The sequence below is a fragment of the Neisseria leonii genome (assembly GCF_028776105.2).
Taxonomy (GTDB): Bacteria; Pseudomonadota; Gammaproteobacteria; order Burkholderiales; family Neisseriaceae; genus Neisseria; species Neisseria leonii.
The window spans coordinates 1837510-1850632 of record NZ_CP145606.1 but is presented as its reverse complement, the minus strand read 5'-3'; the positions used below and the strand labels follow the sequence as shown (position 1 = coordinate 1850632).

Sequence of the window (13123 nt, the reverse complement as noted above, 5' to 3'; positions counted from 1 at the left end):
CAGACGGCCAACCGTTTTTTACTTGCCGAGAAAATTGGCAAAGCCGGTCAGGATAAACGCATTGATAAAGTCGATAAAGAACGCACCCACCATCGGCACAATCAAAAACGCCTTGTGCGACGGGCCGAAACGCTCGGTTACCGACTGCATATTGGCCACCGCCGTGGGCGTTGCCCCCATGCCGAAGCCGCAGTGCCCCGCCGCCAGAACCGCCGCATCGTAATCCCGGCCCATCACACGGTAGGTAACGAAATACGCAAACACAGCCATCAAAGCGGTTTGCGCCGCCAGAATAATCAGCATCGGCAACGCCAAATCCAGCAGCTGCCACAATTTCAAATTCAGCAGCGCAATGCCCAAGAACAGGCTCAGCGAAGCATTGCCGAACACATCGACGGCGCGGTCGAACATATCGAATTTAAAGCCCATCGTCAGCACATTGCGCAGCAGCACGCCGAAAAACAGCGCCCAGACAAACTGCGGCAGAGTGAATTTTTCGGGGAACCACGCCTTGACTTCGGGCGTACTCATCAGGGCGGAAAAAGCCAGACAGGCGGCAAACAGCGCCATGGTTTCCACCGCCGAACCGGCAGTAATCAGACGGTTCCGGTGCGGGTATTCGAACGCATCGTCCGTCTGCTGCACGCTGCTGTCGTCGTCCCGCGCGGCAGCCTGCTCTGCGCGTCCCATCTTATTGACCAGACGGCGCGCAACCGGGCCGCCGATCAAACCGCCCAGAACCAGGCCGAAAGTCGCACTGGCCATACCCACATCCACCGCACCGGCCACATGGTACTGCTCCTCCAATACCTTGCCCCACGCGGCCGCCGTACCGTGGCCGCCGACCAGCGTAACCGAACCGGTAATCAGCCCCATCAGCGGCTCCAAACCGAGCAGGGAAGCCAGACTCACGCCCAACAGATTCTGCAACAGCACAAACACGCTGATCAGCAGGAGAAAAACCACCAAGCCGACACCGCCCGCCTTCAAGCGCGAAAAATCGGCACTCAAACCGATGGAAGAGAAAAACACCAGCATAAATGCCGTCTGCAGGCCGGAGTCAAAAGCAAACGACCGGCCTGTGCTGATATACAGTATGTAGATAATGACCGCCGCCAGCAAACCGCCCGCCACCGGCTCGGGAATATTGAAATTGCGCAAAAAGGCAATCTTTTTCACCATCACACGCCCCATCAGCAACACCAGCGTCGCCATAATCAGGGTGTAATACGGATTGACCGTAACTGCTTCCATACTGTCCTTTCTGACTCATTTCATTCGGAATCTTCCGCCGAGAAGCAAAAGAAAAACAATAAATGATATTTTATGGCAAATGAAATGTCAAAATTCCACAGAAAACAGGAAAAAAATATCAAAGCAAAAACCGCCGTTAAAAGAAAATGCCAAATAACTAAAACACCCTGCTGCGTTTCAGACGGCCGCCCCGCCGCAGGCCGTCTGAAAGCGGTGCGCAGCTGAAACGCCGCTTTATCCGCAACGCACTTTGCGCCATAATCAGCCTGCCCGTTTTTTTCGCGAGAATCACCATGCCCGTTCCGACTTACGCCGTTTTCGGCAACCCCGTCGCCCACAGCAAATCGCCGCAAATCCACCGCCAATTTGCGCAGCAGGAAGGCTGCCGCATCGAATACGCCAAAAAAACCGCCCCTTTGGACGGTTTTGCCGCCGAAGTGCGCGCCTTTTTCGCCGCAGGCGGCGCGGGTGCCAACGTAACCGTGCCGTTTAAAACCGAGGCGTTCGATTTGGCCGACGAGCTGTCCGAACGCGCGCAGGCGGCCGGTGCGGTCAATACACTGATTCCGCTGGCAGACGGCCGTCTGCGCGGCGACAACACCGACGGCATCGGCCTGGTGCGCGACATCACGCAGGAATGCGCCGTTTCCCTGAACGGAAAACACATTCTGCTGCTGGGCGCGGGCGGCGCGGCACGCGGCGTGGTTCTGCCGCTGCTGGCCGAAAAACCGGCTTCTCTGACAATCGCCAACCGCACCCATGACAAAGCACAGGCGCTGGCCGGCCGTTTCGGCATCACGGCCTGCCCGCTGCCCGAGCTGCCCGCACCGCACTTCGACATCATCATCAATGCCACATCGGGCAGTTTGAGCGGCAGCCTGCCCGACGTTTCCCCCGCCCTGTTCGGCCGCTGCGCGCTGGCTTACGATATGGCCTACGGCAACGGAGCCACACCGTTTATGCAGTTTGCCGCCGCCAACGGCGCGCGCCGCACGGCAGACGGCCTGGGTATGCTGGTGGCGCAGGCGGCTTATGCCTATCAATTGTGGCGCGGCTTTCTGCCCGATACCGCGCCGGTTATCCGCCGGTTGAGGGAGGCCGTCTGAAATGCTGAAATGGCTGCTTGCCCTGCCCTTTGCGCTGTTTATCCTGTTTAACGCCTATGTTTACGGCCAGATTCTGACCTACCGCAGCATTGCGCCCGAACAGAGCGCGTTTATGCGTATGCGCATGGCGCAATTTGCCGGCGAAGGCCGCAGCGTGCCGCTGGACTACCGCTGGGTGCCGTACGGCCGGATTTCCATCCACCTGAAAAAAGCCCTGATTGCCTCGGAAGATGCCGCTTTTGCCGGCCACAGCGGCTTTGACTGGAACGGCATCCGCAACGCCGTCAGGCGCAACCGCCAAAGCGGCCAAATGCGCGCGGGCGGTTCCACCATCAGCCAGCAGCTGGCCAAAAACCTGTTTCTCAATGAAAGCCGCAGCTATTGGCGCAAAGCGGAAGAAGCCGCCATCACCGCCATGCTGGAAGCCACCACCGACAAAGACCGCATCTTCGCCCTGTATCTGAACATCATCGAATGGGACTACGGCGTATTCGGTGCCGAAGCCGCCGCACAGCGTCTGTACAGACAGTCCGCCGCACAACTGAACCGCCAACAGGCCGCCCGTCTGGCCGCCCGCGTTCCCGCGCCGCTGTTTTACGCCGACAATCCCAGACACCCGCGCCTGAAAAACAAAACCAATATTATCCTGCGCCGCATGGGTTCGGCCGAGCTGCCCGAGTAACACCGCTGCCCGCGCCAGCAGAGGCCGTCTGAAAACCCTGCCGATACCTAATGCAGCCCGCCGTATACCCCGACCAATCCGCCGTTTGACGCAGTTAACCGTGTCGGATTCAAGAATCCGACCTACCTCAGTTCAGCGAAAATTCAGACGGTCTCTGCCGCAGCCGAACCGCCCCAGCACACAACGTAGTACACAACGTAGGTCGGATACTCCGTATCCGACATGCAGCTGTCGATTGACCGTATCGGATTCGAGAATCCGACCTACCTCAGTTCAGCGAAAATTCAGACGGCCTCTGCCGCAGCCGAACCGCCCCGGTACACAACGTAGGTCGGATACTCCGTATCCGACATGCAGCTGTCGATTGACCGTGTCGGATTCGAGAATCCGGCCTACCCACAAAAAAAACAGACGGCCTCAACCGTCTGCCTTTGTTTTCTCTGCCTCACACTACACGCCGAGAAACCAGAATTTCGCCAACCACGCCACGGCAACGCCCCAAACCATCACCGGCACGTCTTTGGCACGGCCGCACAACAGTTTCACCGCCGCATAGCTGATAAAGCCCATCGCAATGCCGTCGGCAATCGAATAAGTGAACGGCATAAAGGCAATCGTCAGAAAAGCGGGAGCGGCTTCGGTGATGTCTTCCCACGCGATTTCCAGCGCGCTGCGCATCATCTGCACACCGATATACAGCAGTGCTGGGGCGGTGGCAAACGCCGGTACCGACTGTGCCAGCGGCGAGAACCACAGACAGGCCAGCATCAGCACGCCCACCGTTACCGCCGTCAGGCCGGTACGCCCGCCTGCCGCCACGCCCGACGCGCTCTCCACATAAGCCGTAGTCGAAGACGTACCCAGAGCCGCACCGGCCACAATCGCCGTCGAATCAGCAAACAGGGCTTTTTTCAGGCGCGGCAGTTTTCCGTCCTGCAACAGTCCCGCACGGTGCGATACGCCGACCAGTGTACCGGTGCTGTCAAACAAATCGACCAGAAAAAACACGAACACCACAGCAATCAGACTGCCGTTCAACAAACCGCTGAAATCCATCTGCATAAACGTAGGCGCCAGACTCGGCACGGCGGCCACCACGCCTTTGAATTCCGTCAGCCCCAACAGTGCAGACAAAACAGTAATCAGCAAAATCGTCAGAATCATCGCGCCGCGCACACGGAAATAATCCAAAGCAACCACCAGCACAAAACCCAGCAAAGCCAACAGCACCGGCCAATTGGGCAGTTTGCTGCCGTTTTCGCCCAAAATATACAGATCACCCATTTTCACCAGCGTGGCATCACTGGCAATAATAATGCCCGCGCCTTTTAACGCAATCAGTGCCAGAAACAGGCCGATACCGGCGGCAATCGCCATTTTCAGACTCATCGGCAGCGCGTTCACCAGCATTTCGCGCACTTTCAGAAAACTGAACAGCACAAAAATCATGCCCGATACAAACACCGCCGCCAAGGCCACCTGCCACGACACGCCCATTCCCTGCACCACGGAAAACGTGAAATACGCATTCAGCCCCATGCCCGGTGCCAGCGCAATCGGATAATTGGCCAGCGCGCCCATAATGAAACAGCCGATGGCGGCCGAAATACACGTGGCCACAAACACCGCGCCGAAATCCATGCCCGCAACCGACAAAATGCTCGGATTGACGATGGTGATGTAGCACATGGTCAAAAACGTAGTGAACCCCGCCAGCAGCTCGGTGCGTACCGACGTACCGTTTTCGCTTAATTTGAACCAGCGTTCCAGCAGGCCGTTGGATAAAGACATAGATAACTCCGAATCAGAAATACCGAAAACTTTACATTATAGCGTTATTCTTTAACTTTTCCTGTGTTTTCGCAAACTGTACGCACCATTCTCCACTCAGGCCGTCTGAAAAACGCAATGCACGTTTTCAGACGGCCTTCATATTGCCGCCAGAGCAACTGGCGGCCAATAAGGTTACAAACACAAATCATGTAGGTCGGATTCTTGAATCCGACAAAACGCAGGGACGTAGCGTGTCGGATGCGGAGTATCCGACCTACTGTTAGAGAATATCCAGCCGCGGTGCGGAACAATATTCCCCTGCCGACAAAATCAATAAAGCCAAGCAGCTGTCGGCTGCACCCAACGCGGTGAACTTACAACAGGATTTCTGGAACCTGGCAATCGGCACAATCCCGATGCAAACCGCAGTTTCCCACACAGAACCCCAAATCGTGTAGGTCGGATTCTCGAATCTGACAAAATGCAGGGGACGTAGCGTGTCGGATTCAAGAATCCGACCTACTGCTCAGAAACGTCTGCCCGAGTAGCGTGCAGCATGTCGGATACGGAGTATCCGACATGCTGTTCTGACGATACGTTTGACGGCGGGTATGACGACCTGTCGGATTTGGATTTCCATTTCAGCCTGAGTGAAGCTGAGGATTCGGCGTTTGCGCGGGCGGTTAATGCGGTCGCTGCGGAGGAGAGGTTCAGGGTATATCCGCCTTGGTACAGCGCCTGATGTGTTGCAGATGCCGGAACTGCCCCAAGGTTACGATAAACGGTGCGGTTTTAAATATAGCGGAATGCAGGGGCGGCAATTTTTCAGACAGTATCTGGCAAACGGCAAAGCACGCCGGTTTCAGACGGCCCAAACAGCATAATTTAATGCGTTTCCCCGCCCGCCGTGCGCAAGTCGTGTTCCTGTGTGATACAGGTTTCGATGATGATATTCAGGGCAGTCAGCAGGGTTGTTTCTGCCATGCTCGGCGCGCCTTTGATGCGGGCGGCCTGTTCGGGCAGGTACGGAATGTGGACAAAACCGCTTTTGGCAATGCCGTAGCGGGCGGCCATATGTTGCAGGCCGTAGAAAACGTGGTTGCAGACGAAGGTGCCGGCAGTATAGGAAATGCTGGCGGGAATGCCGTTCTGCTGCAAGGCGGCGGTAACGGCTTTAATCGGCAGCGTGGTGAAATAGGCGTTGGGGCCGTCTGAAATCACGGGGGTGTCGCAGGGCTGCTTGCCGGCATTGTCGGGAATACGGGCATCGTTCCAGTTGATGGCGACGCGTTCGGGCGTGATGTCGGGACGGCCGCCCGCCTGCCCCAGCGCAATCACCACCGTCGGACGCGTGTCGGCGATGGCGGTTTCCAAAGCATTCAGGCTGCCGGAAAAGGTACAGGGCAGACAGCGGGCAGCAACACGGTATCCGGCGATATCCGCACCGTCCAGCCGGGCGGCCGCCTGCCAGGAGGGGTTGATACTTTCGCCGCCGAACGGCTCGAAAGCGGTCAGTAAAACGGTGGACATGGTCATAAACAGGCTCCATTTGTAAGAGGCCGTCTGAAAAACGGCAGCTGACAGCAGGTCGGATACTCGTTATCCGACAATGTCGGCAAAGTACTGTCGGATTCAAGAATCCGACCTACGATGCCTGTCATTCCTACATCTTGGCAAGACAGTAGGTCGGATACTCCGTATCCGACAACACCGGCAAATACAGTCGGATTCGAGAATCCGACCTACGATTTCAAGCTGCTTAAAACGCCAGAAAATACATTAAAACGATATTGGCGGCCAACAGCGGTATGGCCGTGCCGACTTGTGCTTTGATAACGGCGTTTTTGTCTTCCAGCTCCAACAGCGCGGCCGGTACGATATTGAAATTGGCCGCCATCGGGGTCATCAGCGTACCGCAGTAACCGCTGAACATACCGATGGCGCACAATACCGCCGGATTGGCACCGTGCTGCATGATCAGAATCGGAATACCGATACCGGCAGTGATCACGGGAAAGGCTGCAAAGGCATTGCCCATAATCATGGTAAACACGGCCATACCGATACAGTAGGCGGCCACGGCAATCAGGCGGTTGTCCACCGCCATGTATTCGGTGGTCAAATAGGAAATGGCCTTGCCCACGCCGGCATCGGTAAAAATAATACCGAGCACGGCCAACAGCTGCGGCAGCAGCACCGCCCAGCCCATCGCTTCAAACAGACGGCGCGACTCGCGCACAGACTGCATCGGCGTGCTGCGCGTCATCACGCAGGCGATGATCAGGGCAATCATACAGGCCGCGCCCAAGCCCGCCAGTGTTTCACTCTTTTGCGGCAGCAGGCGCAGGCTGCCGAACTGCACATCTTTGAGCAAAACGGCGCAGATAATGGTAACGGCCGGAATCGCCAGCGCAGGCACAAACAGCTTGTTGCCCAGTTTCAGGGCACGCGCCTGCAAAGTTTCGGCTGAGGGCATATCCGGCCGGCCTGCCGCCACACCGTTTACCCCCGCTACCAGCACCATCGCCACCACCAATATGCCGACCAACACCGGCGGCAACAGGTCGCCCGACAGGAAAATGACGCCGTACGCCCCCCCAGAAAAAACCACTGGTAAACCGCTTGGGGTTGGTTTTGTCTGCCATGGTCAGCCCGGCACACAAAAGCAGAATGATTCCCGCCAAAACAAACAGATATTCCAGTTTCAACAACGCGTCCATCTTATTTCTCCTGTCCGGCCGTCTGAATCATTTTGGCCACTTGGCCGTCCAACCGCCACAGGCGGAACGCGTGAATCATAAACGCACACAGCGCGGTGGGAATCCCCCACAGCGCAATATGCAGGGGCTCGATTTCAATGCCCGCGCTGGTTTTCATAAACGTCTGCATCAGCACAATCGCACCGAAGGCGACAAAAATGTCCTCGCCGAAAAACAGGCCGACATTGTCCGTGGCCGCGCTCATCGCACGCAGTTTGACCCGCACATTTTCAGGCAGACGGCCGTAACGGTTGCGCGTTGCCCCCTCGGCCATCGGCGCCACCAGCGGACGCACCATCTGCGGATGGCCGCCCAAGCTGGTCAAACCCAAGGCCGCCGCACCCTCGCGCACCGCCAAATAAACAATCAGCAGTCGTCCCGCCGTGGCCGAACGGATTTTGCCGATCCAGTTTTGCGCATGTTCTTTCAGCCCGTTGCGCTCCAACAGGCCGATCACGGCCAGCGGCAGCACGATAATCAGCGAAAGCATACGCGTTTTCATAAAGCCCTCACCCAAAGCCGCCAGCAGCGTTTCCGGCGGCATGGCGGCCAGCAGCCCGGTAACAAAAGCGGCGGCAATTACCACCAGAGCCGCATTAAAGCGCAGCACAAAGCCGACCACAATCACGGCAATGCCCAGCAGCGGCCACAGATTGACCGGTGTATCCATAGCAATTCTCCATTTTCCACAACAGACGCCTGACAGACCGCGCCTCAGTTTCATACAATGCCATATCGAATTTTTACATATTTTGTAATTTGGCGGTAGCATGAAATAAAAAACCGGCTGCACTTTCAGGCCGTCTGCACCGATAGGTGCTGCTGTATTTAAATGACAGACCGTATCGGCCGTCTGATCTCACACAGAATTTGGCAGCCGCAATCCGGCCGACCGGAACCAAATTTTACCGTGTAGGTCGGATTTTTAAATCCGACATTTGCCGAGATTTTTTTGGGGCGGGAATTTTGGATACGGATATTGGTTGATGTCGGATACAAGCATCCGGCCGGCAATTGTCATGTTCAGACGGCCTCAACGCGCCAATCCCCTACTCATGGGGTGTTTGTTTCATCAAGTTATCCATCCGTTCAGTCCGTACAGTATCCGACCACGGACAGTATCGGCAGCTTTTGCCGAAATTTAGGCCGCATGCCGCCATCTTGCGATACGGTCTGCCGCCGGAAAGCACGGCCGAAAAGTTTGAAAAATGCAAACCTGCAACCCATCCTGTCCAAAACCCAAAGACATCATACCGCTCAACAGAAAAACAGCCCTTTTCCACCGGCAAGCTGCCGAGAGCAAAAGGGCTGTGAACGGATTAATCGTAGGTCGGATTTTTCAATCCGACATTTACCAAAGGTTTGGCAGTGAAAGCCGTTCGGAATGTCGGATACAAGTATCCGACCTACAAATTGCTATTTTCAGACGGCCTGCTCTACCGACTTGCCGCGCAGTGAGAAGGTATAGGCTTCGGTAATTTCCAGTTCCACCATTTGATTGATTAAATCCGGTGTGCCGTAGAAATTCACAACGCGGTTATTCGCCGTGCGCGCCTGCAATTGGTCGGGGTCTTTCTTCGAAATGCCCTCCACCAGACAGCGTTGGACCGTACCGATCATGGTTTGGTTGATGCGGGCGGTCTCGGCTTCGATCACTTCGTTCAAAGCCTCCAAGCGGCGTACTTTTTCTTCGTGCGGCGTATCGTCAGGCAGATTGGCTGCCGGTGTTCCCGGCCGCGGACTGTAAATGAAGACAAAGCTCAAATCAAACGCAATATCCTTCACCAGTTTCAAGGTTTGCTCAAATTCGCGCTCGGTCTCCCCGGGGAAGCCGACGATAAAATCGGAACTCAAACACAAGTCGGGACGGATGGCGCGCAGTTTGCGGATAATCGATTTATATTCCAACGCAGTATAGCCGCGTTTCATCGCCGACAAAACGCGGTCGGAACCGCTCTGAATCGGCAGGTGCAGATGAGAAACCAGCTTGGGCAGGTCGCGGTAACACTCGATAATCGCATCGGAAAATTCGCGCGGGTGGCTGGTAGTAAACCGCATCCGCTCGATACCCGGAATTTCGTGCACGATGCGCAGCAGCGTCGCGAAGTCGCAAATGCCGCCGTCGTCCATTTCGCCTCGGTAAGCATTCACATTCTGCCCCAGCAGATTGATTTCTTTCACGCCCTGCTGGGCCAGATTGGCAATTTCCGTCAGCACATCATTCAGCGGGCGGGAAAACTCTTCGCCACGGGTGTAAGGCACAACACAGAAACTGCAATATTTGGAACAGCCCTCCATAATCGACACAAAAGCCGATCCGCCCTCGACACGCGCGGGCGGCAAATGGTCGAATTTTTCGATTTCGGGAAAAGAAATATCCACCTGGGAAAGACCGGTGGTTTCCTTATCCATAATCATTTTCGGCAGGCGGTGCAGCGTTTGCGGCCCGAACACCACATCAACATACGGCGCACGCTTCACAATCGCTTCACCCTCCTGCGAAGCCACACAGCCGCCCACGCCGATAATCAGATTCGGATTCTTGGCTTTCAGCGGCTTGACACGCCCCAAATCCGAAAACACTTTTTCCTGCGCCTTTTCACGCACGGAACAGGTGTTGAACAAAATAATATCGGCCTCTTCGGCCTCGGATACCTGCATCAGTTCATCACCTTCCGCCAATACGGAAAGCATCTTTTCGCTGTCGTACTCATTCATCTGACAGCCGAAAGTGCGGATAAATACTTTTTTCATGGTTTGGATTCTTTCTTTCAGGTTGCCCGTAATCGCGGGGCTGATTTTTTAGGCGAAAGGCGGATTATAGCCAAAAGCCGGTCAGCAATAAACAAGTGATTGATTTTATCCGCGTATTCTGAAAATATTTAGCGGGCATTTTGACTTCAAACAGATTGGCTGCTCTCTCACTCCATACATAACTTATCATATCGGAACCCTGATGCCTCTGATGCGGCAGAAACCAAATGCCGCATCACAATCCTCTTAACCACCCCTCTCGCAATAAAAACATCAAAGGCCGTCTGAAAACAGCCAACGGCTTTTTCAGACGGCCTTAATCGGCAAATCCGAACTGCTTACTCGGCAACAGTCTCGGCTGCTTTGTCTACCAGCTCAACCAGTGCCAACGGCGCATTATCGCCTTTGCGGAAGCCGTATTTCAAAATACGGACATAACCGCCGTTACGGGCAGCAAAACGCGGACCCAAATCGCCGAACAGCTTGACCACCACATCTCGGTCGCGGGTGCGGTTAAACGCCAAACGGCGGTTGGCCAGTGACGGCTTTTTGCCCAGAGTAATCAGCGGCTCCACCACACGACGCAGCTCTTTGGCTTTCGGCAAAGTGGTTACGATGGTTTCATGGGTCAACAGGGAGTTGGCCATGTTACGCAGCATGGCAGCGCGGTGGCTGCTGGTGCGGTTCAATTTACGGTTACCATTGCGATGACGCATGTCATTATCCTTTAATATTCAAACTTTAAGGCTTTTCCAAGCCGACAGGCGGCCAAGCTTCGAGTTTTGAACCCAGTGTCAGACCTTTGGAAGCCAGAACTTCTTTAATCTCATTCAGAGATTTACGGCCGAGATTCGGCGTTTTCAGCAGTTCCGTTTCGGTGCGCTGGATCAAATCACCAATATAATAAATGTCCTCAGCTTTCAGGCAGTTAGCCGAACGCACAGTCAGCTCCAAATCGTCCACCGGACGCAGCAGGATCGGATCGATAGGCGGTGCTTTTTCTTCCTCTTCCTCTACCGGCGTACCCTGCAAGTCGGCAAAAATAGACATTTGGTCGATCAAAATGCGTGCTGCACTGCGGACAGCCTCTTCCGGATCCAAGGAACCGTCGGTTTCAATATCCAAAACCAAGCGGTCAAGGTCGGTACGCTGTTCCACACGGGCAGGTTCAACTTCAAAGCTGACACGGCTGATGGGCGAAAAGCTCGCATCCAATTGAATGGCACCAATCCGGTTTTCGTCACGTACCGCACGGCGGCCTGACACGGATTGATAGCCCCGACCCTGTTCTACTTTGATTTCCAATTCGATGCTGCCGTTATCGGCCAAATGGCAGATAACGTGATTGGGATTGACAATCTCAACATCGTGCGGCAAATCAATATCGCCGGCCAATACGGCACCCGAACCCGACTTTTTCAGGTTCAGGCGTACTTCTTCGCGGCCGTGGAGCTTGAATACCACGCCTTTGATGTTCAAGAGAATATCGACAACATCTTCCTGAACACCGTCCAGGGTGGAATATTCGTGCAACACGCCCGCGATAGCCACTTCGGTCGGCGCAAAGCCATTCATGGACGACAGTAAGATACGGCGCAAAGCATTACCTAAAGTATGGCCGAAACCACGCTCAAACGGCTGCATAGAGACCTTGGCGCGTGTAGCGGACAAGGCATCCACATCGATTTGACGCGGCTTCAAAAATTCGGAAGTGCTGTTTTGCATTTAACTGTCCCTCACTGAGCCGGTATTATTTAGAATAGAACTCTACCACCAGCTGTTCATTAATATCGCCAGTCAATTCTGAGCGATCCGGCATATTTTTGAATACACCTTCCATTTTGGTCGTATCCACAGCCACCCAGCCGGGCATACCGATTTGCGTTGCCAAACCCAGTGCTTCCTGAATACGGACTTGTTTTTTGGCTTTTTCGCGGATAGCGACAACATCACCTGCTTTCACTTGGAAAGACGGAATGTTAACCACCTGACCGTTTACAGTAACCGCCTTGTGCGATACCAGCTGGCGCGCTTCTGCGCGGGTAGAGCCGAAACCCATGCGGTATACGACATTGTCCAAACGGGATTCCAGCAATTGCAGCAACAACTCGCCGGTTGAACCTTTGCGGCGGTCTGCTTCAGCAAAATAACGGCGGAATTGACGCTCCAAAACACCGTAAATACGGCGGATTTTCTGTTTTTCGCGCAGTTGCAGGCCGTAATCTGACAAACGCGGCTTCTTCGCACCGTGCTGACCCGGAGCGGAATCCATTTTACATTTTGACTCCAAAGAGCGGCGGGCACTCTTCAAGAACAAATCGGTACCCTCACGGCGGGCTAATTTACATTTAGGGCCGGTATAACGTGCCATTCTCAATCACTCCAATCTTAAACACGACGTTTTTTAGGCGGACGGCAACCGTTGTGCGGCAACGGAGTAACGTCGGTAATGCTGGTAATCTTAAAACCAAGAGCATTGAGCGCACGGATAGAAGATTCGCGGCCGGGACCCGGGCCTTTGATACGGGCTTCTAAGTTTTTAACGCCATACTCTTGGGCAACTTTACCAGCTGTCTCTGCCGCCACTTGGGCAGCAAACGGTGTACTTTTACGGGAACCTTTAAAACCAGCGCCGCCAGAGGTAGCCCAAGATAATGCATTGCCTTGGCGGTCGGTGATAGTAATGATGGTATTGTTGAAAGATGCATGAACATGCACGATACCTTCACTGACGGTTTTGCGTACTTTTTTGCGTACACGCGAGGCTGTGTTTGCTTTAGCCATCAATTAATTCC

At 54.8% G+C, this 13123-nt stretch carries 13 protein-coding genes; 2 read left to right on the top strand and 11 right to left on the bottom strand.

Annotated features, from left to right (window positions below):
• Positions 1–18 precede the first annotated feature (18 nt).
• Together gltS and ORY85_RS08925 are read right to left on the bottom strand one after the other, a co-directional pair.
• Positions 19–1254: a sodium/glutamate symporter gene (gltS, locus tag ORY85_RS08930; RefSeq protein WP_274571830.1), complete on the bottom strand. Its 1236-nt coding sequence runs from the start codon at positions 1252–1254 to the stop codon at positions 19–21.
• Positions 1255–1411: 157 nt separating this feature from the next.
• Positions 1412–1549 carry a hypothetical protein gene (locus ORY85_RS08925; protein WP_274571831.1) on the bottom strand — a complete coding sequence of 46 codons (138 nt, stop codon included), beginning with the start codon at positions 1547–1549 and terminating at the stop codon, positions 1412–1414.
• Between ORY85_RS08925 and aroE the strand changes: the two genes are divergently transcribed.
• Both aroE and mtgA read left to right on the top strand, forming a co-directional pair.
• A complete protein-coding gene (gene aroE / locus ORY85_RS08920) occupies positions 1548–2360 on the top strand; it encodes a shikimate dehydrogenase (RefSeq protein ID WP_274571832.1) in 813 nt (270 codons plus the stop codon). The genes ORY85_RS08925 and aroE overlap by 2 nt on opposite strands.
• 1 nt (position 2361) lies before the next feature.
• Complete coding sequence (mtgA, locus tag ORY85_RS08915; RefSeq protein ID WP_274571833.1) at positions 2362–3042, top strand: monofunctional biosynthetic peptidoglycan transglycosylase; 681 nt, start codon at positions 2362–2364, stop codon at positions 3040–3042.
• 450 nt (positions 3043–3492) lie between these two features.
• Here the strand turns inward: mtgA and ORY85_RS08910 are convergent, their stop codons facing one another.
• From ORY85_RS08910 to rpsK, 9 genes are all read right to left on the bottom strand, one after another.
• Positions 3493–4833, bottom strand: a complete 1341-nt coding sequence (locus ORY85_RS08910) for an NCS2 family permease (RefSeq protein ID WP_274571834.1) — start codon at positions 4831–4833, stop codon at positions 3493–3495.
• Between the two features lie 867 nt (positions 4834–5700).
• Positions 5701–6351: a pyroglutamyl-peptidase I gene (pcp, locus tag ORY85_RS08905; protein WP_274571835.1), complete on the bottom strand. Its 651-nt coding sequence runs from the start codon at positions 6349–6351 to the stop codon at positions 5701–5703.
• A gap of 223 nt (positions 6352–6574) precedes the next feature.
• A complete protein-coding gene (locus ORY85_RS08900; protein WP_274571836.1) occupies positions 6575–7426 on the bottom strand; it encodes a DUF979 domain-containing protein in 852 nt (283 codons plus the stop codon).
• Positions 7427–7536: 110 nt separating this feature from the next.
• On the bottom strand, positions 7537–8244 hold the full coding sequence (locus tag ORY85_RS08895) for a DUF969 domain-containing protein (RefSeq protein WP_274571837.1): 708 nt from the start codon (positions 8242–8244) through the stop codon (positions 7537–7539).
• A gap of 752 nt (positions 8245–8996) precedes the next feature.
• Positions 8997–10328 (bottom strand): tRNA (N6-isopentenyl adenosine(37)-C2)-methylthiotransferase MiaB, encoded by a 1332-nt coding sequence (miaB, locus tag ORY85_RS08890; RefSeq protein ID WP_274571838.1) that lies wholly within the window; start codon positions 10326–10328, stop codon positions 8997–8999.
• A 338-nt stretch (positions 10329–10666) separates the two neighbouring features.
• On the bottom strand, positions 10667–11044 hold the full coding sequence (rplQ, locus tag ORY85_RS08885; protein ID WP_274571839.1) for a 50S ribosomal protein L17: 378 nt from the start codon (positions 11042–11044) through the stop codon (positions 10667–10669).
• A gap of 25 nt (positions 11045–11069) precedes the next feature.
• The gene (locus ORY85_RS08880; RefSeq protein WP_274571840.1) at positions 11070–12053 is read right to left on the bottom strand and encodes a DNA-directed RNA polymerase subunit alpha; all 984 of its coding nucleotides are present in this window, start codon (positions 12051–12053) and stop codon (positions 11070–11072) included.
• Between the two features lie 25 nt (positions 12054–12078).
• Positions 12079–12699 carry a 30S ribosomal protein S4 gene (gene rpsD, locus ORY85_RS08875; RefSeq protein ID WP_274571841.1) on the bottom strand — a complete coding sequence of 207 codons (621 nt, stop codon included), beginning with the start codon at positions 12697–12699 and terminating at the stop codon, positions 12079–12081.
• Positions 12700–12716: 17 nt separating this feature from the next.
• On the bottom strand, positions 12717–13112 hold the full coding sequence (gene rpsK / locus ORY85_RS08870; RefSeq protein WP_274571842.1) for a 30S ribosomal protein S11: 396 nt from the start codon (positions 13110–13112) through the stop codon (positions 12717–12719).
• Positions 13113–13123: the final 11 nt, after the last annotated feature.

What these genes read in the sequence shown, in the direction of transcription:
- ORY85_RS08880 (WP_274571840.1), bottom strand. Translation starts at nt 12,053, where the DNA reads ATGCAAAACAGCACTTCCGAATTTTTGAAGCCGCGTCAAATCGATGTG.
- miaB (WP_274571838.1), bottom strand. Translation starts at nt 10,328, where the DNA reads ATGAAAAAAGTATTTATCCGCACTTTCGGCTGTCAGATGAATGAGTAC.
- aroE (WP_274571832.1), top strand. Translation starts at nt 1,548, where the DNA reads ATGCCCGTTCCGACTTACGCCGTTTTCGGCAACCCCGTCGCCCACAGC.
- ORY85_RS08910 (WP_274571834.1), bottom strand. Translation starts at nt 4,833, where the DNA reads ATGTCTTTATCCAACGGCCTGCTGGAACGCTGGTTCAAATTAAGCGAA.
- rplQ (WP_274571839.1), bottom strand. Translation starts at nt 11,044, where the DNA reads ATGCGTCATCGCAATGGTAACCGTAAATTGAACCGCACCAGCAGCCAC.
- ORY85_RS08925 (WP_274571831.1), bottom strand. Translation starts at nt 1,549, where the DNA reads ATGGTGATTCTCGCGAAAAAAACGGGCAGGCTGATTATGGCGCAAAGT.
- pcp (WP_274571835.1), bottom strand. Translation starts at nt 6,351, where the DNA reads ATGACCATGTCCACCGTTTTACTGACCGCTTTCGAGCCGTTCGGCGGC.
- rpsD (WP_274571841.1), bottom strand. Translation starts at nt 12,699, where the DNA reads ATGGCACGTTATACCGGCCCTAAATGTAAATTAGCCCGCCGTGAGGGT.
- gltS (WP_274571830.1), bottom strand. Translation starts at nt 1,254, where the DNA reads ATGGAAGCAGTTACGGTCAATCCGTATTACACCCTGATTATGGCGACG.
- rpsK (WP_274571842.1), bottom strand. Translation starts at nt 13,112, where the DNA reads ATGGCTAAAGCAAACACAGCCTCGCGTGTACGCAAAAAAGTACGCAAA.
- mtgA (WP_274571833.1), top strand. Translation starts at nt 2,362, where the DNA reads ATGCTGAAATGGCTGCTTGCCCTGCCCTTTGCGCTGTTTATCCTGTTT.
- ORY85_RS08895 (WP_274571837.1), bottom strand. Translation starts at nt 8,244, where the DNA reads ATGGATACACCGGTCAATCTGTGGCCGCTGCTGGGCATTGCCGTGATT.